The following is a 24113-nucleotide window of genomic DNA, read 5'->3' on the forward strand; positions in this document are numbered from 1 at the left end:
ATTAAGGAGTGCGCCCAATGCTGCTTGCCGCTGATGTCGGGAACACCAACGTCGTTTTTGCGCTGTTCGAGCCTTGCCCGGACGGTTCGCACACCACCCGCGCGCGCTGGCGGATCGCCACCGATCCACGCCGTACGGGCGATGAATATGCGGTGTGGCTGCTGCAATTGCTGGCCATCGAAGGGGTTGCGCGCGACCAGATAACTCAGATTATTGTCGCCTCCGTCGTGCCGCGTGCCGACCATAACCTGACCGTGCTGTGCCAGAAATATTTCGGCATCACTCCGTTATTCGCCGGGCAGGGTAAAGCCGCCTGGCAGTTCGCAATCGACGTCGATCAACCGTCCTCGCTGGGCGCTGACCGTGCGCTCAACATCCTCGCTGCGCATCACAAATATGGCGGTGATCTGATTGTGGTTGATTTCGGCACCGCGACAAAGTTTGAAGCGGTTGATTTCACCGGTGCATACAAGGGCGGATCAATCGCGCCGGGGATCAACCTGTCACTCGATGCACTGGTCGGCAAAACCGCCAAGCTGCCGCGCATCGCCATTCGTGCACCCGACAACCGCAGCGTGATTGGCCGCAACACCGAAGACCAGATGCTGATCGGCGTGTTCTGGGGTTATGTCGCGATGATGGAAGGCATGGTCGCGCGGATGAAAACCGAAATTGGCCGCCCGGCAAAGGTTGTAGCCACCGGCGGGCTCGCCATATTGTTCGATGACGCCACCGACATTTTCGACCACGTCGATGCTGACCTGACGCTGGACGGCCTCGCCATCCTTGCGCGTCAGGCCGAAACCGCTTGAACCTATTTTATCCCTCTCCTGACAGAACCGGAAACACCTTGAAGAAAGATTTTACGCCCGAAGATGAATTGCTGTTCCTTGCGCTCGGCGGTTCCGGCGAAATTGGCATGAACGTCAATCTCTATGGCTGCCAGGGCAAATGGATCATGGTTGATCTGGGCATGACCTTTTCGGGCAACGAATATCCTGGCGTCGAACTGGTATTTGCCGACCTTGATTTCATTGAGGAGCGCCGCAAGGATCTGCTCGCCGTCGTGCTGACCCACGCGCATGAAGATCACATCGGCGCAGTCCCCTATTTCGCGGGCGAGTTGGGCGTGCCGCTTTATGCCACCCCGTTCACCGCCGATCTGGTGGCGCGCAAGCTCGAGGAAGCAGGGCTGCTTGGCAAGGTCAAACTCAATATTATCGAGGAAGATCACGGCGAGATCGACATCGGCCCGTTCAAAATAACCTATCTGCCGCTGGCGCACTCGATTGCCGAAGGCAACGCACTGCTGATCGACACGCCGCATGGGCGCATCTTCCACACTGGCGACTGGAAGCTCGACGAAGAACCGATCATTGGCGAGCCCACCACCGAAGAAGAACTGCGCGCTATCGGTGACGAAGGCGTGCTGGCGCTGGTGTGCGATTCGACCAATGTGTTTAATCCCGAACCCTCCGGCTCCGAAGGCGCAGTGCATCGCGGGTTGATGGAAGAGGTTGCGCGGCACAAGGGCAAGCGCGTCGTCGTCACCACCTTCGCCAGCAACGTCGCGCGGCTGCACACGCTGGGCGAGGTCGCGCGCGAAACGGGGCGGCAGATTTGCGTCGCAGGCCGCTCGCTCGACCGGATTATCGAGGTCGCGCAGGATAATGGCTATCTTGACGATTTCCCCACGCCGGTCAGTTTCGACACCGCAATGGGCCTGCCGCGCGGCGAAGTGCTGATCATCGCCACCGGCGGGCAGGGCGAACCGCGTGCTGCGCTGGGCCGGATGGCGGATAGTAATCATCCGATTGAACTGGCTGCGGGCGACGTGGTGCTATTCTCCTCGCGCCAGATCCCCGGCAATGAAATCCCGATCGCCAAGATTCAGAACCAGCTCGCCTCGCGCGGGATTGTGACCGTGAGCGACCGGCAGGCCTTTATCCATGTCTCGGGCCATCCGGGGCGGCCAGAGCTTGAGGCGCTGTATGATTGGTTGCGGCCAGACGTGCTGGTGCCTGTCCACGGCGAAATCCGCCATATGACTGAGCAGGCGCGGGTCGGCAAAGCCGCCGGGATCCCGGCGCAAGTGGTGCAGAAGAACGGCGATCTTGTGCGCCTAGCCCCCGGCAAGCCGGGCAAGCTGGCCGAAGTGCGTGCGGGGCGTCTGGTGCTCGATGGCGACATTATCGCGCGCGCTAACGGCGAAGCGATCACCATGCGCCGCCGGATCGCGCAAGATGGCGTGCTGGTGGTGGTGCTCGCGCGCGGGCAGGCACCATTGGTGGAGGCAATTGGCCTGCCGTTGGATGAAGACCTGCCAGATTTTCTTGAAGAGGCCGCTGGCGACGTGCTTGCTGCGATCAATCGGCTCAAGGGCAAGGACGCACGCGATTCAGCTGTGATCCACGAAGCAGCCCGGCTCGCCGCCCGCCGTGCGGCGCAGCGTTGGTCGGGTAAGAAACCGCAGGTGCGCGTGGTGATGCCGGGGGTACCTGCCTGATGCAGATCACTTCGATTGCGGCGATCTATTTCCTGTTCTGGGTGATGAGCGCGTTCGTGATGTTGCCGTTCGGCGTGCGCACCGCCGATGAAGCCGGGGAGGCAAAGGTACCTGGACAGGCGGACAGCGCCCCGGTCAATTTCCGCCCCGGCAGGGTGGCGTTGCGGGCAACGATCATCGCGGCGTTGTTCACCGGGCTGTTCGTCGCCAATTACCAATATGGCTGGGTCACTGTTGCCGATATCGACATTATGCCCAAGCCGCCGGGAGCAGCGGCGCGCTAGAGCGGGCTGCGTTAAATCTGACGCAGGTCGCCCGCTCTAGCCTTTGTTGTCGCATCGTAAAAAGCTGAAAACCGGTTCCCACTTTTCAGCACGATGCTCTAGCTGCGCAGGCGCTGGATCGCCTGTGCCAGCGCTACATAGAGCTTGCCCATTTCCGAACCCAGCACCGTCACGCTCAGCGCGTGGCCATCACGGGTCGACAGGATCGAGCGCAGCATCGCCTCGAAATCGTGAATGTAGCGGCTGACATTGGCCTTGAACACATCGTCCGCGTTGTAGAGCGATTCAATCTCACGCGCGGTGCCATTGTCGATCAGGCGCACCGCGCGGCGCGTAAAGATACCGCGGTCGCCCTTCAGATAGGCATCCCATGCGGTGTCAGCCACTTCGGTGGACAGCGCGGTGCTGATATCGATGGCAGCCGAATTGAGGCTGTCGGTGATCAGCGCCATGCGCCGCGCGAAGTCATTATTGATCTGTTCTTCAGCCAGTTCGCGCGCACGCGTCACGCGGTGTTCGAGATTGCCGGTAAGCTCGTTCACCCGCACAAGCTGATCGCGCAGCTGGATGGTTACTTCCCGGCCGACGCCCGAGGCACGGGCTGCTGCTTGCTCCAGCTTGCCGATCATCGTGGCTGCTTCATTTTGTAGCGCGCGTTCGAGCACCTCGACCGCTTCGCCGCCGAGGTTCTGAGCGAGCGCAGCGGTCTTTTCCCGCGCACCGGAATCAAGTGTGGCAAAGGCCTGTGCAATCGCTGTCTCCAGCGTGCCGAGCGCATCGCGCAACCGTTCCTGCGTGTCAGCGGCGAGCGTTCCGCTTTCCTCCGCCAGCCGCGCGAACCCGCCGCGCAGGCCCTGTAGGCGGGCGAGCGCGTCGTCTGACTGTTCGGCGAGGCGTGATCGGAACCCGGCAATCGCTTCATCGGCGGCGTCGATCTCGCTGCGGGTTTGCAGCAGATAGCCAGACAGGTCGTTACCTTGCTCGCTTGAACGCAGCATCAACTGGTTGACCGTGTCAGCGCGCGCCTCAACCTCAGAGAGCGCTTCGCCGACTCCGGTGATCGACTGGGTCAGATCTTCGCGTGTGGTGCGCGCGCCCGACTGGATGATTTCCAGCAGGCGAATGCCGCTTTCGGTGAGTTGCGCCAATTGTGTCTCAGTTGCGGCAAGCGCGGCGCGTTTGTCGGCCAAATGTTCCCCAAGCGTGTCAAGGCCTGTCGTAAGGTTGGCGCGTGCAGCTTCACCGTGCTCGTCAATTTCGCGTATCATCTGCCCCAACTGGTCGATGCGTTCTGCCACTGCTTCGCCATGCGCCAGCAGCTTTTCAGTATCGGCAATCTGCGCTTCACGCCGCAGAGCCAGGGCATCATCAAGTTCGCTAAGCCGCTGTGCCAGCAGTTCGCTTGCTTGCGCTTCGTGAGTTTCGAACGCGGCCTGGCGCTGTTCAAACTGTTCGGCAAGTGCGCGGCTTCGTTCACTCAGCTGGCTGTCGAAAGCCTCAATCTCGGACGTGGTTTGCCGTGCCCGTTTGCCCAGCGCGGCGAGCGCAGTGGCTTCCAGCGCGTCGAGCCGGGCACGGTAGGCTTCGGCATCGGTCTGCAAGGCGACAAATCGCTGGGTGACGAGCGCTTCGATCCGGGTCAGCTGATCCTCGAACCCGGTGAGTGTTTCACCCACCCGCTCACCCAGACTACGCACCTGCGTTTCGCTGGCGGCACCAAAAGTGTTGAGCCTCTCGAACCCGGCCACCAGCCGTTCAAGCTGATCCTGGGCATTGCGCCCTGCGCCGCCGATCTGGTTGGCGACGTCGCGCGCGGAATTGGCGATCACCGGCAGGTCATCGCGCAGCCGGTTCATGTTGCCGAGCGCGGTTTCGCTGGCGCTGCCAATCGCCTCGACCTGCGCGCCGTTGGTGGTGATGAGCGCCTGCAATTCGCCTGCATGGGTGGAAATCCGCTCCGCAGCGATCCGGCCCAGCGATTCCAGATCGCGCGATTGCGCGCCCAGAAATTCCCGCGCGAGGCTGAGTTCGCGGTTGACCACCTTGAGACGTGCTTCGAGCGCGGCGCTTTCCTGGTTCATCTGCGCGGCGCTGGCGGCAAAGCGATTGGCTTCTGCGCGCGATGATCGCATGGCAAGCAACCAGACGATCCCGACCAGAGCAACCGGTACCGACCATTGCACAGCCCAGCCTGCCCACAGATCTGGGGCAGGGTTGGCAAGCAATTTTGCCCAATGCGCCCAGACGAAAAATGCCGACCATGCGAAAATGGTTGCCATTGCCAAAGTCGGTGCCACCCACCCGAACCGGGATGTCGGCAGAGCGGGGTCACTGTCAGCGATCCAGCTTTCTGACAGCTCCAGTTCCGCCGTATCTGGCGATGCCGCGTTATCAGCGACATTGTCCGGCGAAACCGGCTCCGTTGCGCCGTTTTCCCCGCTCTTGCGCCCCAAGGCGCGCATCTGGTGCCGTCCTGCCATATTGCTATCATAACACAGTCGGACTCGTGATAAACCCCGCTTTAACCCAATTTGCCTTATGATCGTGTCATGGCGTTTGATAATGGAGCCCTTGATGCGACCCTTGCGGCGGCGGCCGGCGATGATGCCGTGCTGCTGCGCGAGCTGCGCGCGGCGTTTCTGGAAAGCGCGGCTCGCCAGCTTGACCTGCTCAAACGGGCGCGCTGCGATGGCAACTGGAACGTTGCGGCAATGCGGCTGAAGGGGCTGGCGGCAAGTTTCCATGCCGATGATTTGTTGCAGGCGGCTGAAATTGCACTGCGGGCAGCACCGGGAGAGCCGCTGGCGATCCGCGAGATCGAAGCGGTGCTCGCGCGTTTCTCTCGCACCGCACGTCGCTGATCCCATGATGGTGCTTGAACGATTGCGCTGAACCCGCCAATCCCTCAGTCTTTCCGTGGCTCGATCGGAGATGTGAGGGATGCGCACCGGCCTGATTGCTGCTGTCACACGCACCGCGAACGGCGAATTGCGCGCCGAATTGCCTGTGGCCGGGCGGTCGGTGCTGGCTTGGCAGGTGGCGTTGATGCGCGATCTGGGGGTCGAACGGATACTCTGTCTGTGCGAGGACGTGCGCGGTGAACTTCTGCGTCTGCAACACGAGGTTGAGGCGGGCGGCGGCGCGTTTCATGCGTTGAAAGGCTTTGCCGCGCTTCCGGCGCTGGTTCGGGCCGAGGATGATCTTATCATACTGCGCGATGGGCTGGTGCCCGATCCGCTGCTGGCGCGCTCGCTGGTGGAGGCTGACCTCGGCCTGCGCCGGATGGTCGCCTGCCTGCCTTCCGATCATCCGCTTGCGACCAGCCACCCTCACGACTTTGAGCGTGTTGATGCGGTGCACCATTGGGCCGGACTGCTGGTAATGCGCGGTGCGCCAGTGCAACAATTGGCTGATTTTCCTGCGGATGCCGATGCGGTTTCGGTGCTGCTGCGGCTCGCCCTGCAAGCTGGAACGCCTTGTCACGGCTTAACCGCAAATGCGTTGACGGATGAGGCTTGGTTGCTGGCCGATTGCGCCGATGCGATCACGCGGCACGAACAGGCCATGATTGCAAAAGCAGCGCCAGAATCGGATTGGCGCGCGCCGCTGACGACACTGGCGGCGGTGCTGGTGCGAAAACTTGCGCCGCGCGGCCTGATGCGGGCACCAATGCTTGGCGCAGCCGCAGCATTCGCCTTGCTGATTGGCGGAGCGGTGACGGCGGCGTTGGGGGCGGCAGCGGGCGGCCTTGCGCTGGCGGCGCTTGGCAATTTTGCAGCGCGGCTTTCGGGCGGCTTTGCGACGCTGCGCCAGCATCTGCTGCGTCAGCACACCGCTGGGCGGCGCGGGGCAATTGCGGGGGTTTTGGTGGATGTTTTGACCGCAGTTGCGATATGGTTTGCGCTATCCCCCTGGCCCGAATGGACTGCGCTGGCGGTATCTGGGCCGATGGCCATTGGGCTGGCACGACTTGCGTCAAAAACAACCAATACCGCGCTGGCGGCGGTTGCATCCGACCGGGCGAGCCAGTTGCTGTTGCTCGCCTTGGCGGCGGTTTTCGGTTTGCTGCCCGAGGCGGTCGCAATCATGGCATTGGCGCTGCTTGCCGCTTTGCTACTGCGCAAAGCTGACAATTGAACTAACGCGGCCTTAACTATGCAGGTGTTAGGCCTGCAAGGATGGGCGAAGAAACGATGGACCTTGCCGCCGACCAAGCTGTCGAGGCGATCCTGCGGGATGAACTCGCGCGCGAAGACCGCGCGGCGGCGGCGGTCGTCCCGGTGCTGCGCCATTTGCTCGCCAGTGACGCCCATGCATTGGTGCGCGACGCTATCCTTGCGCGGGTGCGCGGCATGGTGGTGGATTGCGCCGCACAATTGCTGGCCGCGATGGCCGGACGTGATCCCGCCGCTCGTTCGCCATCGCTGGCCGATCCGGCGATGATCGATTTCTGGGCCGATCGCTTGATGCGTGACGAGCCGCTGCTCAGCTTCTGTCATGCGCTTGCCAATGAGGGCCTGCTTGCGGAAAAGTTCCAGTTGCGCCGCGCCATCGACCCGGTGCTCAGCCCGCTATTGCAGGAACTGATCGCGTCCGATGACCCTGCGATTGCCAGTCTGGCGATGAGCGCGCTGGCCGCGCAGTCGCGCTTTATCCAGAGCCAGCGCCGGATGGAGTTGCCCTTGGGCGAACTTCCGGCTGAGCTTTTCCATGCGGTGATCGCGATTGGCCTGCGCCATGCGGCCGATGACACGGCGCGCGCCGCGCTCGAACGGGTGCCGCTGCGTTATGATGAGGCCGCCAGCCGGCTCGGGCTGCTTGCGCGTCTTGTCGCGGCGATGCGGCGCGGGGCGGTGGCGGCAATGGCGATAGACCACGCCGGACTTGCCTTGTTTTCGAGCGCGCTAGCTGCACAAACCCGCCAGCCGAGAGAATCGGTGGTGCTGGCCTGTCACGAAGGGCAGGGCGCTCGGCTAGCCCTGGCATTGAGATCGGCCGGACTTTCCTTGCCTGAGATCGAACGGCAATATCTGCTGGTTGAGCCTGCCGCCCGGATGCCGCGCGCGATTGCCACGCTATCGCCCGAACACGCTGCGACCATGCTGGCGGCAAGCAGAGCGGCATCATGAACACCATCGACCGGCACGACAATCTGCTGGGCACCTGCGGGCTCACCGATGCGCACGACCGCCTGTTGAGCGCTGATGAGCAGCTGGCTGAATTGCAGGAGCGCTGCGGCGGTGATCTGCCGGGAACGCTGGCAATCCCCGAATTGCTGGAACTGGTCCGGCAATCGCGCCGCATGGGGTTGCGCATCGCGCGCAGTTTCAGTGCCTTTGATGGCGATGCCATGATCTCCGGGTTTGCGCGAATTCATCCGCTGACCGAAGCTGATGGCGGCGGGTGCGAGGTGCTGATCGACAATTGGCAGCGCAGCGCACTGGCTCCGCCGAGCAACCGTGAATTTGCCGAAAAGATTGATGCGATTGATCGCGCCACTGCGGAAGTGACCGCGCGGCTCGATGCAAGCCAGCGCGTGCAGGTGCTGAGCGCAATTGCACCGGATGCGGCGGACTTGCAGGCAGCGGCGACAGCGCAGCCCGGGGCGGTTTGGAGCGACTTGGTCAATCTCAGCGCGGTCAGCCACTATCAACCGTTGCACTGGCGCTTGCTCGATGGCGCACACTGCGGCTTTGACGGATCGCAGCGGCATTGGCGTATCCGTTTGATCCCGCTGGGGCCTGATGCCCATAATCCTGTTGGGTTTGAACTGCTGCTGATCGCGGATGAGCCGTTGATCACCGTTCCTTCGGACGAAGGGGATCAAGCAGGCAGCGAGGATAGCGCGCCAACCCGGCTGATCGGCACCGCGCTCACCCCGGTGCTGCGCCAACCGATTGCGCGGATCATCGCCAATGCCGAAACGATCCGCGCGCGCCTCGCCGGGCCGCTGCGCGACGAATACAGCGAATATGCCGGAACCATCGCCAGCGCAGGGCAGCATCTCGCGGCGATGCTTGATGATCTGGCCGATCTTGAGGTTGTGGAAACGCCGGGCTTTGCCACCGCGCGGGAGCCGGTTGATCTGGCCGACGCGGCATCGCGAGCGGCGGGCATCCTCGGCGTGCGCGCGCAAAACCGCGACATTGTGATAGAAGTGGCTGGCACGCGCGGCGAGGCGGTGGCGACTGCCGAATTCCGCCGCGTGCTGCAAATCCTCATCAATCTGATCGGCAATGCGATTGCCTATTCGCCGGTGGGCAGCACGGTGCGGATCACCGCCGGGCCTGCGGGTGAGGGGCGTGTCGGTGTTACCGTGGCGGACGAAGGCCCCGGTGTTACGCCCGAACAGGCAGAGCGCATTTTTGACAAGTTCGAACGGCTTGGCCGCGACAGCGATGGCGGCAAGGACAAGGGATCAGGCCTCGGCCTGTTCATCTCGCGCCGCCTTGCCGAAGCGATGGATGGCAGTCTGACGGTCGAAAGCGCCGCAGGGGGCGGGGCACTGTTCAGGCTTGAACTGCCCGCGCAATAGCCGCCCCGACTGCCGCAGCCTCAGCGCTGATCGAGCGGAATGTAATCGCGCTGGGTTGGCCCGGTGTAGAGCTGACGCGGGCGGCCGATTTTCTGGCCGGGATCGCTGATCATTTCGTTCCACTGTGCGACCCAGCCGACGGTGCGGGCAAGCGCGAATAAGGCGGTAAACATCGTGGTCGGGAACCCGATCGCCGAAAGGATGATGCCCGAATAGAAATCGACGTTCGGGAACAGCTTCTTTTCAATGAAATAGGGATCATTGAGCGCCAGTTCTTCCAGCCGCAGCGCGGTTTCGAACAGCGGATCGGTGACCTTCAGCGCATCGAACACTTCGCGCACGGTCTTTTGCATCACCGTCGCGCGCGGGTCGTAATTTTTGTACACGCGGTGGCCAAAGCCCATCAGGCGGAACGGATCGTTCTTGTCCTTGGCGCGCTCGATATAATGCGGGATCTTGTCGGGCGTGCCGATTTCCTTGAGCATGTTGAGCGCGGCTTCGTTGGCACCGCCATGCGCCGGGCCCCACAGGCAGGCGATGCCAGCTGCGATGCAGGCAAACGGGTTTGCGCCTGACGAACCGGCAAGCCGCACAGTCGAAGTCGAGGCGTTCTGTTCGTGGTCGGCGTGGAGGATGAAAATCCGGTCCATCGCGCGTTCCACCGCCGGGATCACCTCGTATTCCTCGGCCGGTACGCCGAAGGTCATCTTGAGAAAATTGCCGGTGTAAGACAGCTTGTTATCGGGGTAGATAAACGGCTGGCCGATCGAATATTTATACGCCATCGCCGCGATTGTCGGCATTTTGGCAATCAACCGGTGTGAACTGATGGTGCGGTGTTCGGGATCGGAAATGTCAGTGCTGTCGTGATAGAACGCCGACAGCGCGCCGACCACACCGCACATAATCGCCATCGGATGCGCATCGCGCCGGAAACCACGGTAGAACGTCATCAACTGTTCGTTCAACATGGTATGACGGGTGATGGTGTAGGTAAATTTGTCGAGGACTTCCTTGCTCGGCAATTCGCCATTGAGCAGCAGGTAGCTGACTTCCATGAAGTTGGAATCCTCGGCCAGTTGGCCAATCGGATAACCGCGGTGAAGCAGCACGCCTTCGTCACCATCAATATAGGTCAGCGCGCTTTCGCAGCTGGCAGTCGAGGTGAAGCCGGGGTCGAAAGTGAATGCGCCAGTCTGCGCATACAGCTTGCGGATGTCGATCACGTCCGGGCCGGTGCTGCCTTCGAGCACATTATATTCGAGCGATTTTCCGCCCAGCTCGAGTTTCGCCAGCTTGTCTGCCACGATCAGTCTCCTGTTCAAATTTCCTGCCCTTGCCGTCGCTCTTACGCAGCCTGTGCGTCGAGCCGGGCCAGAGCCTCATCCCGTCCCAAAAGGACCAGCACATCGAAAATACCGGGTGAAGTGGTCGTCCCGGTCAGCGCCGCGCGCATTGGCTGCGCCAGCTTGCCAAGGCCCAATTCTTGTTCCTCAGCCAGCGCCTTCGTAGTGGCTTCGAGCGCCGCGCTTGTCCAGTCGTTTTCCGCGCTGAGGCGGTCGTAAATCTTTCGCAGGATTGCGCGGGCATCGCCTTCCAGCAATTTGGCAGCCTTTTCGGTGATTTCCAGCGGCCGGGTGGCGAACAGAAAGCCTGCACCTTCAACGATTTCACCCAGGTTCTTCGCACGTACTTTGAGAACTGGCATGGCGCGGGTCAGCAGGGCTTCGTCGGCATTTTCGCCAATCCGTGCAGCCACTAGCGCTGCCAACCGCGCATCATCGGCTTCGCGCAGGTAATGACCGTTAAGGTTTTCGAGCTTCTTGAGGTCAAATCGCGACGGGCTTTTGCCCACCCCGTCAAGGTCGAACAACGCAACCGCCTCATCCCGCGTGATTTCTTCGCGGTCGCCGTGGCCCCAGCCCAGCCGCAGCAGGTAGTTGAACAGCGCTTCGGGCAGGATACCGAATTCATCGCGGTAGGCCTCAACGCCCAATGCCCCGTGGCGCTTTGACAATTTCGTACCGTCCGACCCATGGATCAGCGGGATGTGGGCATAGACCGGATCGGGCCAATTGCCCTCGATCGCGTTCATCGCGCGGATGATCGGCAGTTGGCGGAAGGCGTTGTTGAAGTGATCGTCGCCGCGGATCACATGGGTTACGCCCATGTCATGATCGTCAACCGGGGCGGCAAGCATATAGGTGGGCGTGCCGTCCGCGCGCAGAATGATGAAGTCGTCGATCTCGGCATTGTTGACCGAAACGCGGCCCTGCACGCGATCATTGATGATGGTTTCGCCTTCGACCGGGGCCTTGATCCGTATGGTAAAGGGCGCGCCTTCAGGCGCTTCGGCGGGATCGCGGTCGCGCCAGCGCCCGTCGTAGCGCAGCGGCTTTTTCTGGGCGCGCTGCTCGTCGCGCATGGTTTCGAGTTCTTGCGGGGTGGCGAAGCACTTGTAAGCATGACCTGCCTCAAGCAGCTTCCACGCGATTTCCGCATGGCGTTCGGCCTGATCGGACTGGAATATCGGCGGCGCATCGTAATCGAGGCCAATCCAATCCAGCCCCTCGATAATCGCATCAATCGCGTCCTGCGTTGACCGTTTGCGATCAGTGTCCTCGATCCGCAGCAAGGTGCGCCCGCCGTGGTGGCGGGCATAGAGCCAGTTGAACAGCGCGGTGCGCGCGCCGCCAATATGCAGATAACCCGTGGGCGATGGTGCGAAGCGGGTAACTACCTCAGCCGCGGTGGCTTTGCCGCCAGTGCTGCTTTCGCTTGCCATGAGCTATCAATTCCTGTTCACTTTGAGCGGCTTGGCGAGAGGGGCCGGTCAGGGGACAAGCCGATGCGCGATGTGCCGATCATTCCTATGGGAGACGATCCAGGCGGCAGCAATGCCGCTGGCGGAGCAATGCTGCGCCCTTGGCAAACCACGGGGCGAATGTCCAGCGTCTGGGGCTGGCAGGGTGGGGTGATCGGACCGCGTCTGGCCGATGCCACCGAGGCGTTTCTTGCCCGCGCCGGGTTTGACCGCGCGCCGTGGCTGACGGTGATTTTCGCCGGAGGGATCGGCACGTGGTTCGTGCTGCCGGAAATGTGGCAATGGTGTGCGGTCATCGCGATCGGCGTGGTAGCGGCGTTGGCGGCGTTCGCCCTTTGGCCGCTGGGCAGTGCCGCCGACGAACATCGCGCGCATCTACGGCTTGCGGTTGTGACTGGCGGCTTGGTGTTCGCTTTTGGAGTCGCGGTGATCTGGGCGCGCTCGGAAATGGTCGGTGCCGAACCGATTGCCCGGCCTGTGGTGGAGCGACTGCACGGCCATGTGCTCGAACGCGAAGACCAACCTGCTGATGGGCGGCTGCGATTGACGCTGGCGGTGCGTGATTTTGGAACTGGCGCCGCGCGCAAGGTCAGGATCAACGTCCCGCTTACGGCGTTTGGTGACGGCGGTGTGCCGCCCGGCCTGGCCGAAGGCGCGATGGTGAGGCTGCGCGCGCGATTGATGCCGCCTGCCAGCCCGATGCTCCCCGGCAGCTATGATTTTGCCCGCGCAGCGTGGTTCAAGGGGCTGGCGGCCACTGGCACGATGGTCGGCCCGCTCGAAATAATCCGCCCAGCGCCAGAGGCAGGCGGGATTGCGAGTGTCCAACGCTGGCTTGCCGCGCACGTCCGGGCGCGGGTGGATGGATCGGCGGGCGCGATTGCGGCGGCCTTTGCCAGCGGCGACCGTGGCAGCATCACCGAGGCCGATGAGGCAGCGATGCGCGATTCGGGCCTCACTCACTTGCTGTCGATCAGCGGATTGCACGTGAGCGCGGTGATCGCTGCGGCCTATTTCGCGGCGCTGCGGCTGTTGGCGCTGTGGCCTGCACTGGTGCTCAGGGTGCGGCTACCGGTGGTGGCTGCCGCTGCGGGGGCGCTTGCCGGGGTCGGATACACGCTGCTTACAGGGTCAGAGGTGCCGACGGTGCGCAGCTGCGTGGCGGCACTGCTGGTGCTCGGCGCGCTGGCGCTGGGGCGTGAGGCATTGTCGCTCAGAATGGTGGCGGTGGCGGGCGGGTTTGTGCTGCTGCTGTGGCCGGAAAGCGCCATCGGGCCGAGCTTTCAGATGAGCTTTTCTGCGGTGATCGCGATCATAGCATTGTCCACCAGCACACCGGCGCGGGCGTTCCTTGCCGCGCGCGAGGAGCCATGGCTGGCGCGGATCGGGCGGCGGGTGGTGATGCTGTTTGTGACCGGGGTGGTGATCGAGCTGGCGCTGATGCCGATCGTGCTGTTTCACTTCCATCGCGCAGGTTTTTATGGCGCGGCGGCGAACATTTTCGCCATTCCGCTGGTAACTTTTATCTCGATGCCCCTGATCGCACTGGGGTTGTTGCTCGATCTGGTGGGGCTTGGCGCGCCCTGCTGGTGGCTGGTGCAGCAATCGCTCGACCTGTTGCTCTGGATCGCCCATTTCACTGCCGATCAGCCCGGAGCGGTCAAGCTGATGCCGCAGCTGGGCGGGGTGACGACGGGGCTGTTTGTGATCGGTGGGTTGTGGCTGGCGCTGTGGACGGGACGGGCGCGGCTTTTGGGGTTTGGCCCGGTGGCGACGGCGAGCATGCTTGCTGCAATGACCCCGATTCCCGATCTGCTGGTGGCGAGCGATGGACAGCAGGTTGGCATCACCATGACTGGCCCTGATGGGCAGCGCCACTTGCTGTCCTTGCGCGACAGCCGTTCGTCATTCGCTCGCGATAATCTGATGCAGCTTTCCGGGATGACGGCCGAGCCGGTGCCGCTGCCCAAGTGGAAGCAGGCACGCTGTTCCTCGGCGTTCTGTACGGTGACGATCAACCGAGGCGGGCGCGACTGGGTGATCCTGTTGGGGCGGGGGCGCACGCAGGTGGAGGAGCGCGCCTTGGCGGCCGCCTGCGCCGAGGTCGATATCGTTATTGCCGAACGGTTCTTGCCGCGATCCTGCCGCCCGCGTTGGCTCAAGGCAGATCGGCGGATGCTGGAGCGCAGCGGCGGGCTTTCGATCTACCTTGCTGAAGAACGCATCGCCAGTGTGGGCGAAAGCCAGGGGCAGCATGGTTGGTGGAAGGGGGCGACGGATCGGCGTCGCGAGGAAGGGCCAAGCCGACCCTAAGCCACCCCAAGGAGGGGGCTAGAGGGGGTCTAGACCGCCCCTAGCGGCCATCTTGGTGTGAAACATTTAACCGCAACACACTGTAACAAATCAATAAACAGGTTGAAGCCGATGTTTCACGCCGGTTTTGAGTTTCCCGGTCAGCGCGGCGCGTGAATCCCGTACCGCTTCGCCACTCAGTGATAGCGCCGCAGCAGCCCTGCAAGCTTGCCTTGCACCTCAACCTCGTCCGCCCGGTAGAACTGCGGATCATAGGCCGCGTTGGCCGGATCGAGCCGCACCTTGCCGCCTTCCTTGTGCAGATATTTGAGCGTCGCTTCCTCGCCGCGCACCAAAGCCACCACGATTTCGCCATCGCGCGCGGTGTTGGTGCGCCGCACCAGCGCATAATCGCCATCGAAAATCCCGGCTTCGACCATCGAATCGCCCGATACTTCGAGCGCGTAATGTTCGCCCGGGCCGAGCAGTGCGGCGGGGACGGGCAGGGTGTTGTGGCCTTCGAATGCTTCGATCGGGGCGCCGGCCGCGATCCGCCCATGCAGCGGCAGTTCGATCACGTCATTCGACGCCTCGGGCGCGGCGCGACCTGCTGCTGCCGGAGCGAGCGACACCACGTTGCCACCGAGCGCCCGCGCCGGGGTGGCATCTTCGGGCTGACGGATCACTTCGAGCGCGCGCGCGCGGTTGGGCAGGCGGCGCAGGAACCCGCGTTCTTCGAGAGCGGAAATCAGCCGGTGCACGCCCGATTTGCTTTTCAGGTCGAGCGCTTCCTTCATTTCTTCGAAACTCGGCGAGATCCCGGTTTCCTCCAGCCGTTGCTGGATAAAGCGGATCAGTTCGTGCTGTTTGGCGGTCAGCATTGATCAAAACTCCCTTGGTCGCATTCACGCCCTGCCGTTGCGGCGGGTCATGCCCATCCCTTGTGTGCGCCAAGAGGCACCGATTGGTGCGTTGCCTGCACGTCCCGTCCATCAATAAGGTGAACGAATAAGGAACAATTAGGCAACCATAAGAACAGAGTCAAGCGCGCCGCACGCCAAATCCGCGCAATTCAGCCATTTTGGAGGTGGTGCGCAATCAAACCGCGGCCTTCCAGTCGCCCGATTTGCCGCCGGTCTTTTCGATCAGGCGCACTTCGCCGATCACCATGCCCTTATCAATCGCTTTGGCCATGTCGTAGATCGTCAGCAGCGCGACGCTGACCGCGACCATCGCTTCCATCTCCACGCCTGTGCGCCCGGTGAGCGCGGCGGTGGCGGTGGCGCGGATGGCGTCTGTTTCGTAGCGGAAATCGACCGTCACCGCCTCCAGCCCGAGCGGGTGGCACAGCGGGATCAGATCGCCAGTGCGTTTGGCCGCCATGATCCCGGCAATGCGCGCGGCGGATAGCACATCGCCTTTGGGCGCGTTGCCCGCGCGGATCGCGGTGAGCGCGTCTGCCGACATGGCGATGCGCCCCGATGCGACAGCGCGGCGGCGCGTTTCCGCCTTGCCGCCAACATCGACCATTCGCGCTGCGCCGCTATCATCGAGGTGGGTAAGTCCGTTCATGCGGACGACTGTGCGCCCAGCAGCGCGGCGGTGGCAAGCGCAATATCATCGGCCCGCATCAGGCTTTCGCCCACCAGAAAGGTGCGCACGCCGCTGCGTTCGAGCCGTGCGAGATCGGCGTGGGTGTTGATCCCGCTTTCACCCACCAGCAACGCGCCTTGCGGTGCCAGCGGGGCAAGCCGTTCAGTGGTCGCAAGGCTGGTGGTGAAGGTTTTGAGGTCACGGTTATTGACCCCGATTAGCAGTGATTTCAGCACGCGCGCGGCGCGCTCCATCTCGGCCTCGTCGTGCACTTCGATCAGCACATCCATGCCGTGTTCGGCGGCAGCGACCTCGATTTCGGCCATCGCGGTATCGTCCAGCGCGGCGACGATGATCAGGATTGCGTCGGCCCCGATCGCGCGCGCTTCAAGGCATTGCCACGGATCGACCATGAAATCCTTGCGCAGCACCGGCAGGGTGCAGGCGGCGCGGGCGGCGATGAGGTAGTCCTCGTGCCCCTGAAAATAGGGCGCATCGGTCAGCACCGAAAGGCAGGCCGCGCCGCCTTGTTCATAGGCAGCGGCGTGATCGGCCGGGCGGAAATCAGCGCGGATCAGGCCTTTGGAGGGGCTGGCTTTCTTGATTTCCGCAATCAGCGCATATCCGGTGTTGGCGCGGGCGCGCAGCGCGGCCTCGAACCCGCGCGGCGCGGTTTGGATGCGGGCTGCGGCGGTCAGCTGCGCGTCGCTGATCGCCAGCTTGCGCGCGGCGACCACTTCGCGTTTGGCAGCGCAGATTTCTTCGAGCTTGTTCATCGAGTCACTTCGCCAGTGCAATCCATTGTTCAAGCAGCGCCTTGGCCCGACCGGAATCGAGCGCCTCGGCCGCCATCGCCACGCGATCCTGCCAGCTTTGGCCGCGCTGCGCGACCAGCAGGGCACCTGTGGCATTAAACAGCACGGCGTCACGGTAAGGGCCGGGCGCGCCCATCAGCAGCGCCTTTAACGCAGCGGCGTTGTGGTGCGCATCATCGCCGCGAATCGCCTCTATCGGCGCGTGGGGGAGCCCTGCCGCGCTGGCATCGACCCGCTCCATCGTGAAGGCGTTGCCGGAAACTACCGCGACTTCGTTCCCGCCCGCAAGGCTGAGTTCGTCGAGCCCTTCATCGCCCGACACGATCAGCGATTGACCGGTGCCAAGCCGTGCCAATGCGCCCGCATAGATCGGGACATAGGCGGGCCGCGCAATCCCGATCAGCTGGCTTTTGACCTTGGCCGGGTTCGACAGCGGGCCCATCAGGTTGAAGATCGTGCGTTTGCCGATTTTCTGCCGGATCGGTTGAATGCGGGCCATCGCCGGGTGGTGGTTTTTTGCGAACAGAAAACAGATGCCGATCTGCGCGAGGGTTTTTTCCGCAGTGCGCCCGGCAGCGTCCATATCGAGGCCGAGCGCTTCCAGCGTGTCCGCTGCGCCAGCCTTTGACGATGCCGCGCGGTTGCCGTGCTTGGCGACCGGCACCCCGCAGGCGGCTACGACCAGGCTGACGGCGGTGGAGACGTTCAATGTGTGGTGCCCGTCGCCCCCGGTGCCGCACACGTCGATGGCGTTGTCCGGCGCGGCAATCGGGATCAACCGCGCCCGCAGCGCCCGCGCGGCCCCGGCGATTTCGTCAGCCGTCTCTCCGCGCGCAGACAGGGCGATCAGGAATGCTTCGATCTCGCCCTCGGACGGAGCGCCATCGAGCAGGGTGCCGAATGCGGCCTCGGCCTCAGCCTCGCTCAGCGGCGTGGTGACATCGGGGAGCTTGGCGGTCATGGGATCAGCCTTTCGGGCATTTGCGGGTTCAGCCCGCACAGCGCCGCGAAATTGGCGAGCAGCGCGTGGCCGTGCTGCGTCGCGATGCTTTCAGGGTGGAACTGCACCGAATGGATCGGCAGTTCGGCATGGCGAAACCCCATCACCGAGGGGTGATCCGCGCCCGGCGTTTCGGCATAGGCATTGGCGATCAGCGCGGGCGGAACATCGACCACCTCAAGGCTGTGATAGCGCGTGGCGATGAAGGGGGAGGGCAGGCCTGTGAACAGCCCGCTGCCGTCATGCGTTACCGGCGATGTCTTGCCATGCATCAACCCGCCGCGCTGCACCCGACCGCCGAAATGCTGGCCAATCGCCTGATGGCCGAGGCAAACCCCCATCAGCGGCTTTCCGGCATCGGCGCAGGCGGCAACCAGATCGAGGCTGATCCCCGCCTCGTTGGGAGTGCAAGGCCCGGGTGAGATCAGGAACCCCGCCGCGTCGCTGCGCAAAGCCTCCGCAGCGGTCAGCGCATCATTGCGCTCCACCCGCACCTTGGCTCCCAACTCCATCAGGTAATGGACGAGGTTGAAGGTAAAGCTGTCGTAATTGTCGATGACGAGGATCGTGCCAGACGGGGTCACTGCGCCGCTCCTTCGCGCTTGCTCACCACAATGATCGGGCCGATGCGCGCCTTGTCCTGCCGTCCGGTGGCGGGGTCCCATAGCGCGGATACCTGCCCATCGAGATAAAGCGCATTGGCCGCCTTCACCTCATCGCGGAAATAGCGCGCCAATTGCCCGAAGCTGATGTCCCCGCGTGAAATCACGAAATGGGCCGCGCCCTTGGCGTCCACGCCCACCCCGTTGCGGATCGCGCGGGAGGGGCCGTTGTCCTGAATATCGGGGTGCAGTTTGCCGTCGATCACCAGCATCGGGCCGGACTGCGTGCCGAATAGCGGGCGATCCCCCACGGTCGCGATAAATGCATCGCGCGCCAGCACCCGCCATGTCCCCCCGGTGCCGAAGAACACGCCGTTGGGCTGCATATAGAAATTGCCCTCACCGTCACCACGATCAATCTCTGACAGGCGCTCCCCATTCTCGACATAATAGCCTACCGGCTTAAGATCATCGCCATACATCCCGCCGTTCATGGCGAAGGCGATTGATGCGGGATCGACCGTGGCGGCAAATGCGCTCAGCGAACCGAGCGGCTGCCCGCCGTTGGCCGCATTTGCCATCGCAATGCGGTGCTTGGTCGGGTCAGCGGTGCAATGGGTCAGCGCCGCGCCCTCAAACGTAACGTCGCGGCAGGCGGAGGGCGCAGCGGCCTGCGATGGAGTGGTTGATGGTGAAGGGGACGACAACACCTCGCCCGATGATCCATCCAGCTGCATTCGCACCACCGGCTCGCCCGCAGGCGCTTCCGAACAGGCCGTAAGAGAGAGTGTGGCGGCAAGCGTCGCAAGCAGGGTAACTGACGTTCTGATCATTGGTTTTCTTTGAGAAAACGCAAAAGCTCGTCCATCCACAGGTTCGGGCGGCTGTGCGTTCCGTGGCCATAGGTCTGCGCGCTCGGCGGGATCAGCACGAACCGCGCGCGCGGCATGGTGGAGGCGAGCGCCGCCGGGTTGCCGAGGCCGGGCGGGTTGATGAAATCATCGGCCGAGTTGATCCACAGCACCGGCGCGGTAATTTCATGCAAGCGCGCCGCCGGGTTGTAATCGCGCGAGGCATCGAACTGATAGATCGTATCGTTGGGATCGACCGGGTTTGCGGCGGCACGGCGCTGCCGCGCGGTGTAAAACTGCTCCGCCGCTGCGCGAGTCGGAAGTTCTGCTTCCATGCGATAGGGATTGCTCCCTGCAAGCAGCAGGACATTGGCCGCGATCGCCTGTCCAACCTTGAGATCGGCCGGATCGGCATAATTGCCGCCATCATAGGCCGGATCGTTCCTGAACCCGTCGATCACCATCTGCCGCATTATGCGGTTGCGCCCGGCAATCTCGACCGCGTTACAGGCGAGCGGGACGTATTTGCCGACGAAATCGGGATACATCGGCCCCCACACGAATGAATGCATACACCCCATCGAAGTGCCGATGATCATGTCGAGGCGGGTGATCCCGAACCCCTCGGTCAGCATCCGGTGTTGCGCGCGGATCATGTCGTCATAATCATAGCGCGGAAAAGCTCCGCGCAGGCCATCGCTGGGCTTGCTGCTTTTGCCGTGGCCCAGATTGCTGGGCGAAATGATGTAGGTGCGCGTGATGTCGAGCGGTTGACCCGGCCTGAACATGGCGTCGCCAAAATGGGGTTGCAGCAGCGATGCCGCGTTTCCGCCGGTGCCGTGCAGCAGCATTACCGCATTTTCGATCTCTCCTGCGGCATTGCGGCGCGGCTCCCCCAAGGTGAGCGCGTGCATGGTGATCGCAGGCAGCGTCTCGCCGGTTGCGAAGGCGAAATCCTTGAGCACGATCTCGTGTTCCTGCGCCTTCGCCAGCCAGTCTTCGGCCTTGGCCGCAGTTAGCGGCAGGCTCAGCGCCAGCGCAAGCAGCAGTGCCGCCGCGTAACGTATGCTCTGCATCATCCCGCTCTCCCTGTTGGTCATTGCCCATACCCCGGCTCGCCAGCCACGCGCACCGCTTCGCGCGCGGCGGCGATCAGCGCGCCTGCCTTGGCGCGGCATTCGGCGAGTTCGTAATCGGGATCGCTATCGGCGACGATGCCCGCACCCGCCTGCACATGCATCACCCCGTCCTTCACCACCGCAGTGCGCAACACGATGCACGAATCAAGGCTGCCATCGGGCGCGAAATATCCGACGCCCCCGGCATAGGCCCCGCGCGTTTCGGGTTCGAGTTCGACAATAATCTCGCACGCGCGGATTTTCGGCGCGCCCGACACGGTGCCCGCCGGAAAGCCCGCAAACAACGCGTCGAGCGCGTCTTTATCGGACGCAAGCTGTCCCACCACATTGCTGACGATGTGCATCACGTGGCTGTAACGTTCGACCGTAAAACTGTCGGTCACTGTCACGCTGCCCGCCGCTGCCACCCGGCCCACATCATTGCGCCCCAGATCGAGCAGCATCAGGTGTTCAGCGCGTTCCTTGGGGTCGGCGAGCAGGCTGGCTTCGTTGGCGACATCCTCATCGCGCGATTGCCCACGCGGGCGCGTCCCTGCAATCGGGCGGATCGTGAGTTCATTGTCCCGCACCCGCACCAGGATTTCCGGGCTGGAACCCACCAGCGCAAAGCCGGGCAGATCGAGGAAATAGAGGAACGGCGAGGGGTTTACCCGCCGCAGCGCGCGATACAGCGCCAGCGGCGGCAGGGGGAAGGGGCAGGTGAACCGTTGCGCCAGCACCACCTGAAAAATGTCGCCCGCCAGAATGTAATCCTTCGCCCGCAGTGCCATCGCCTTGTAATCCTCGGCTGCAATTACCGGGGCCAGATCGGGCAGGGCATCGGGCAGCGCGGCGGTGTCAGCAGCAGGGGCGGGCTGGGCAAGCTGGCTCAAGGTCGCGTCAATCCGCTCGCCCGCGCGCGCCACCGCAGCGGCAGGATCGCTCGCCTGCCAGATCGGGGCAATCGCGAACAGCGCGTTGGTGAGGCCATCGAACACCAGTATCACCGTGGGCCGCACAAACAGCATATCGGGAAGTTCCAGCGGGCTGTCGGCGGCGCGCGGCAGGGTTTCGGCCAGTCCGATGGTTTCATAGCCGAGATAGCCGACCAGACAGGCGAGCGCGGGCGGCAGCCCATCGGGCATCGGATCAATCCGGCAGGCATCCGCCAGCGCGCGCAGTTCGGCCAACGCATCGCCATTACAAGGGCTGAAGGCAGCGCGGTCTATGCGCCAATCGCGGTTGATTTCAGCCGCCGCGCCCTTGGCCCGGAACACCAGATCGGGATCAAGCCCGAGCAGGCTGTAACGCCCGCGCACTTCGCCGCCTTCGACCGATTCGAGCAGGAAATCGCCGCGCCCCGGCACGATCAGCCGCCGTGCTGCGCCGACCGGCGTGTCGCTATCGGCTATGATCCGCCGCCACACGAGCGCCGCACGCCCATCTGCCAGCGCGGCGATGGCGGATTCAGCGTTTTCAGGCAGGCCAGCGGCAGATGGGGTCACGAAACGATCACGCCTGCGCTTACTGTTCGCCAGAGAGCTGCTTGCGCAACGCTTCGATCGCGGGGTCGTTGCGGGTGACGCCCAGTTCAGCGCGCATCGCAGTGGTGGCCTGACGCCGGTATTCGTCGACCAGCGCCGGTGCGAGCTGCTGGCGGGTCTGACCCACCAGTCCGGGCTCGCTTTCAACCGGATCGGTGCTGATCGCGTCGAGGCTGACGACATACCAACCAATGTCACGCGGCGCTTCGAGCACCTTGACCGAACCTTCGGCCATGCTGAACAGCAATACCAGCGGCGCGGGCAGGTTGCCGCGGGTCTGGGCAAGCAATTGGCGGCGCTCCAGATCAATCACCTCGCGTTCAAATCCCGGATTGTTTTCGGCAGCAAGCGCAGCGGCAAGCGCAGTGTCGCCGCGCACCTTGGCGGTGATGCGATCCGCCGCAGCCTTGGCCAGTTTGGCCCCCTGCGCGCGTTTCCATGCCGCAATCGCTGCTTCGCGAACCTGCGCGAGCGGCGGCGCGGCGGCTTCTTCGATGCGCGCGACTTCGAACATCACGAATTGCTGACCGGGGACGATTTCGGCCAGCTGCGGTTCGCTTTCCTCCATCTGGAACGCGGTGCTGAGCACCGGCAACAGCTGCGGCACGATTTGCACATCGGGCTGACCAAAGGCCTGGCCATTGGCGAGCAATGCGGGCGAGGCTTCGACCGTGAGACCGTATGCCGCAGCAACTTCGGCCAGCGCGGTGCCACCATCGATCTCGGCTTCAATTTCGGCGGTCAGATCAGCCACGGCGGCGCTGCGCTTTTCAGCGGTGAGCTGCTCGGTGATCTCTGGCGTGGCCTGTTCCAGACTGCGCGCCGCGCTGCGCTCAATCTGGTCGACGCGGGCGACATACCAACCCAGCGTGCCTTGCGCCGGCTCCACGATCCCGCCCTGCGCGGCTTTGAACGCAGCCTCGGCAAAGGCGAAACTTGTGGCGCTCGCCATCGCCTCACGGTCGCGCAATTCAGCGGTTGAGGCGGTGAACCCGGCTTCGCGCGCTGCGGCTTCCAGCGCGACCCCGCCGCGAATCCGCGCCGCCAGCGCCTTCGCCGCATCCTCGGTCGGCACCACGAAACTGGTCACTGCGCGCCGCTCGCTGGCCTGGTATTTGGCCGCGTCGCGTTTGTAACGCGCGGCGATTTCCGCTGCTGATGGCGTGGCCGAAACTTCGAGCGTGTCGGCACCGAACACCGCAAAGCGCAGGGTGCGCCGTTCGGGGCGGATGAACTGGGTGCGGTTGTCCTGATACCATGCGGACAGCTGCGCATCGCCGGGATTGCCAGCGGGGGCAAAGGCGGCGCTGGGGATCAGCGCAATTTCACCCTTGCGCCGTTCAAGCACCAATGCGGCATATTGGCGTGCAATCTTTTCCGGCAGTTGCGGCGCGGCCAGTGCAGGCTTGAGCATTTGCTGCTCGATCAGGGTGACGGCCAGATCACGGCGGAAGGTCGCGTCATTCATCCCGGCCTGACGCAGCGCGGCCTGATAGGCAGCGGGATCAAATTCTCCGGTCAGCCCGCGAAATGCCCCGATCTGGAGAATTTCGCTGTTCATCAGGTTTTCACCGGCGCGCAGGCCGTACTTCTCGCCATAGGTGCCCACGGTGGTGCGGTCGATCAACTGGCGGAGCACTTCATCAAACCCGCCCTCGGCAACGAATTCGGGCATCGTCAGCGTGGCGTTTTGCTGGCGCACCTGATTCAATGCCGTGTTCGCAGCGATGGCAACATCGGACACCGGAATCGCCTCACCGCCGACCACCGCAACGCGGTCGCCGCCTGCAATGCCGCCAAAAGTCGATCCGGTGATATCCGCCGCAGCGAATGCCAGCGCCATCAGGCCAAGGAACCCAAGAAAAACCGGCAGGCCGATTTTGGACTGGAAGAAACGGCGGAAGAACGAAATCATGGCGTGACAATCCCACCCGAGGCTGGCTGATGGCACGGCCTTACAGCCGCTGCGCTGCACCGCAAGGCTTACGGCACCGGCGCGCCTTATCGTCCCTGCGGCTGCGCGGCAACAGGTGTCAGCGCGTTTTGACTAGCACGGCTTCCTCGGCTAGCGGACGCGGCGTCGGGGCACTAAAGCGGCCATAGAATCGCAGACACCGGCTATTAACCCTCTCATTTTGCAAGGTGCAGG

Annotated in this window: 20 protein-coding genes; 8 read left to right on the forward strand and 12 right to left on the reverse strand. The window is 63.5% G+C overall.

Annotated elements, in window-relative coordinates; genetic code table 11:
- The first annotated feature begins 17 nt into the window (after positions 1-17).
- Genes ABIE62_RS06255 through ABIE62_RS06265 form a run of 3 tightly spaced genes read left to right on the forward strand, consistent with a single transcriptional unit; the run spans position 18 to position 2790 of the window.
- On the forward strand, positions 18-812 hold the full coding sequence (locus tag ABIE62_RS06255) for a type III pantothenate kinase (RefSeq protein ID WP_354324458.1): 795 nt from the start codon (positions 18-20) through the stop codon (positions 810-812).
- 38 nt (positions 813-850) lie between these two features.
- Positions 851-2506 carry a ribonuclease J gene (locus ABIE62_RS06260; RefSeq protein ID WP_354324459.1) on the forward strand — a complete coding sequence of 552 codons (1656 nt, stop codon included), beginning with the start codon at positions 851-853 and terminating at the stop codon, positions 2504-2506.
- Complete coding sequence (locus ABIE62_RS06265; RefSeq protein WP_354324460.1) at positions 2506-2790, forward strand: DUF1467 family protein; 285 nt, start codon at positions 2506-2508, stop codon at positions 2788-2790. The genes ABIE62_RS06260 and ABIE62_RS06265 overlap by 1 nt, the downstream gene beginning before the upstream one ends.
- Before the next feature lie 98 nt (positions 2791-2888).
- On the opposite strand, the gene ABIE62_RS06270 is transcribed toward ABIE62_RS06265, so the two are convergent.
- The gene (locus tag ABIE62_RS06270) at positions 2889-5270 is read right to left on the reverse strand and encodes a coiled-coil domain-containing protein (RefSeq protein ID WP_354324461.1); all 2382 of its coding nucleotides are present in this window, start codon (positions 5268-5270) and stop codon (positions 2889-2891) included.
- A 69-nt stretch (positions 5271-5339) separates the two neighbouring features.
- Here ABIE62_RS06270 and ABIE62_RS06275 point away from each other — a divergent pair, with 69 nt between their 5' ends.
- The 4 genes from ABIE62_RS06275 to ABIE62_RS06290 all read left to right on the forward strand — a co-directional run bounded on the left by ABIE62_RS06275 (position 5340) and on the right by ABIE62_RS06290 (position 9325).
- A complete protein-coding gene (locus tag ABIE62_RS06275; RefSeq protein WP_354324462.1) occupies positions 5340-5651 on the forward strand; it encodes an Hpt domain-containing protein in 312 nt (103 codons plus the stop codon).
- 79 nt (positions 5652-5730) lie between these two features.
- Positions 5731-6927 carry a hypothetical protein gene (locus ABIE62_RS06280; protein WP_354324464.1) on the forward strand — a complete coding sequence of 399 codons (1197 nt, stop codon included), beginning with the start codon at positions 5731-5733 and terminating at the stop codon, positions 6925-6927.
- Positions 6928-6968: 41 nt separating this feature from the next.
- Positions 6969-7919 carry a hypothetical protein gene (locus tag ABIE62_RS06285; protein WP_354324466.1) on the forward strand — a complete coding sequence of 317 codons (951 nt, stop codon included), beginning with the start codon at positions 6969-6971 and terminating at the stop codon, positions 7917-7919.
- Positions 7916-9325 carry a sensor histidine kinase gene (locus ABIE62_RS06290; RefSeq protein ID WP_354324468.1) on the forward strand — a complete coding sequence of 470 codons (1410 nt, stop codon included), beginning with the start codon at positions 7916-7918 and terminating at the stop codon, positions 9323-9325. Before ABIE62_RS06285 ends, ABIE62_RS06290 begins: the two co-directional genes overlap by 4 nt.
- Before the next feature lie 20 nt (positions 9326-9345).
- Here the strand turns inward: ABIE62_RS06290 and ABIE62_RS06295 are convergent, their stop codons facing one another.
- Together ABIE62_RS06295 and gltX are read right to left on the reverse strand one after the other, a co-directional pair.
- The gene (locus ABIE62_RS06295) at positions 9346-10632 is read right to left on the reverse strand and encodes a citrate synthase (RefSeq protein ID WP_354324469.1); all 1287 of its coding nucleotides are present in this window, start codon (positions 10630-10632) and stop codon (positions 9346-9348) included.
- Positions 10633-10673: 41 nt separating this feature from the next.
- Complete coding sequence (gltX, locus tag ABIE62_RS06300) at positions 10674-12110, reverse strand: glutamate--tRNA ligase (RefSeq protein ID WP_354324471.1); 1437 nt, start codon at positions 12108-12110, stop codon at positions 10674-10676.
- 63 nt (positions 12111-12173) lie between these two features.
- On the opposite strand from gltX, the gene ABIE62_RS06305 reads away from it, so the two are divergent.
- A complete protein-coding gene (locus tag ABIE62_RS06305; RefSeq protein ID WP_354324472.1) occupies positions 12174-14462 on the forward strand; it encodes a ComEC/Rec2 family competence protein in 2289 nt (762 codons plus the stop codon).
- Between the two features lie 176 nt (positions 14463-14638).
- On the opposite strand, the gene lexA is transcribed toward ABIE62_RS06305, so the two are convergent.
- The 9 genes from lexA to ABIE62_RS06350 all read right to left on the reverse strand — a co-directional run bounded on the left by lexA (position 14639) and on the right by ABIE62_RS06350 (position 23879).
- A complete protein-coding gene (lexA, locus tag ABIE62_RS06310) occupies positions 14639-15322 on the reverse strand; it encodes a transcriptional repressor LexA (RefSeq protein WP_354324473.1) in 684 nt (227 codons plus the stop codon).
- 217 nt (positions 15323-15539) lie between these two features.
- Positions 15540-16013: a cyclic pyranopterin monophosphate synthase MoaC gene (gene moaC, locus ABIE62_RS06315; protein WP_354324475.1), complete on the reverse strand. Its 474-nt coding sequence runs from the start codon at positions 16011-16013 to the stop codon at positions 15540-15542.
- On the reverse strand, positions 16010-16810 hold the full coding sequence (gene trpC, locus ABIE62_RS06320; protein ID WP_354324477.1) for an indole-3-glycerol phosphate synthase TrpC: 801 nt from the start codon (positions 16808-16810) through the stop codon (positions 16010-16012). The genes moaC and trpC overlap by 4 nt, the downstream gene beginning before the upstream one ends.
- A gap of 4 nt (positions 16811-16814) precedes the next feature.
- Positions 16815-17810: an anthranilate phosphoribosyltransferase gene (gene trpD, locus ABIE62_RS06325; RefSeq protein ID WP_354324479.1), complete on the reverse strand. Its 996-nt coding sequence runs from the start codon at positions 17808-17810 to the stop codon at positions 16815-16817.
- The gene (locus tag ABIE62_RS06330; RefSeq protein WP_354324481.1) at positions 17807-18433 is read right to left on the reverse strand and encodes an anthranilate synthase component II; all 627 of its coding nucleotides are present in this window, start codon (positions 18431-18433) and stop codon (positions 17807-17809) included. The genes trpD and ABIE62_RS06330 overlap by 4 nt, the downstream gene beginning before the upstream one ends.
- On the reverse strand, positions 18430-19284 hold the full coding sequence (locus tag ABIE62_RS06335; protein WP_354324483.1) for a phosphodiester glycosidase family protein: 855 nt from the start codon (positions 19282-19284) through the stop codon (positions 18430-18432). Before ABIE62_RS06335 ends, ABIE62_RS06330 begins: the two co-directional genes overlap by 4 nt.
- Positions 19281-20381 (reverse strand): alpha/beta fold hydrolase, encoded by a 1101-nt coding sequence (locus tag ABIE62_RS06340; RefSeq protein WP_354324484.1) that lies wholly within the window; start codon positions 20379-20381, stop codon positions 19281-19283. The genes ABIE62_RS06335 and ABIE62_RS06340 overlap by 4 nt, the downstream gene beginning before the upstream one ends.
- Before the next feature lie 17 nt (positions 20382-20398).
- Positions 20399-21925, reverse strand: a complete 1527-nt coding sequence (locus ABIE62_RS06345) for an anthranilate synthase component I family protein (RefSeq protein ID WP_454184783.1) — start codon at positions 21923-21925, stop codon at positions 20399-20401.
- Between the two features lie 19 nt (positions 21926-21944).
- The gene (locus ABIE62_RS06350) at positions 21945-23879 is read right to left on the reverse strand and encodes a peptidylprolyl isomerase (RefSeq protein WP_354324486.1); all 1935 of its coding nucleotides are present in this window, start codon (positions 23877-23879) and stop codon (positions 21945-21947) included.
- Positions 23880-24113: the final 234 nt, after the last annotated feature.

The sequence above is a fragment of the Porphyrobacter sp. MBR-155 genome (assembly GCF_040547625.1).
GTDB lineage: Bacteria > Pseudomonadota > Alphaproteobacteria > Sphingomonadales > Sphingomonadaceae > Erythrobacter.

Coding starts and splice junctions, on each gene's coding strand:
- ABIE62_RS06255 (WP_354324458.1), top strand. CDS start 18: ATGCTGCTTGCCGCTGATGTCGGGAACACCAACGTCGTTTTTGCGCTG.
- ABIE62_RS06265 (WP_354324460.1), top strand. CDS start 2,506: ATGCAGATCACTTCGATTGCGGCGATCTATTTCCTGTTCTGGGTGATG.
- ABIE62_RS06270 (WP_354324461.1), bottom strand. CDS start 5,270: ATGGCAGGACGGCACCAGATGCGCGCCTTGGGGCGCAAGAGCGGGGAA.
- ABIE62_RS06275 (WP_354324462.1), top strand. CDS start 5,340: ATGGCGTTTGATAATGGAGCCCTTGATGCGACCCTTGCGGCGGCGGCC.
- ABIE62_RS06280 (WP_354324464.1), top strand. CDS start 5,731: ATGCGCACCGGCCTGATTGCTGCTGTCACACGCACCGCGAACGGCGAA.
- ABIE62_RS06285 (WP_354324466.1), top strand. CDS start 6,969: ATGGGCGAAGAAACGATGGACCTTGCCGCCGACCAAGCTGTCGAGGCG.
- ABIE62_RS06290 (WP_354324468.1), top strand. CDS start 7,916: ATGAACACCATCGACCGGCACGACAATCTGCTGGGCACCTGCGGGCTC.
- gltX (WP_354324471.1), bottom strand. CDS start 12,110: ATGGCAAGCGAAAGCAGCACTGGCGGCAAAGCCACCGCGGCTGAGGTA.
- ABIE62_RS06305 (WP_354324472.1), top strand. CDS start 12,174: ATGCGCGATGTGCCGATCATTCCTATGGGAGACGATCCAGGCGGCAGC.
- lexA (WP_354324473.1), bottom strand. CDS start 15,322: ATGCTGACCGCCAAACAGCACGAACTGATCCGCTTTATCCAGCAACGG.
- moaC (WP_354324475.1), bottom strand. CDS start 16,013: ATGAACGGACTTACCCACCTCGATGATAGCGGCGCAGCGCGAATGGTC.
- trpC (WP_354324477.1), bottom strand. CDS start 16,810: ATGAACAAGCTCGAAGAAATCTGCGCTGCCAAACGCGAAGTGGTCGCC.
- trpD (WP_354324479.1), bottom strand. CDS start 17,810: ATGACCGCCAAGCTCCCCGATGTCACCACGCCGCTGAGCGAGGCTGAG.
- ABIE62_RS06335 (WP_354324483.1), bottom strand. CDS start 19,284: ATGATCAGAACGTCAGTTACCCTGCTTGCGACGCTTGCCGCCACACTC.
- ABIE62_RS06340 (WP_354324484.1), bottom strand. CDS start 20,381: ATGATGCAGAGCATACGTTACGCGGCGGCACTGCTGCTTGCGCTGGCG.
- ABIE62_RS06350 (WP_354324486.1), bottom strand. CDS start 23,879: ATGATTTCGTTCTTCCGCCGTTTCTTCCAGTCCAAAATCGGCCTGCCG.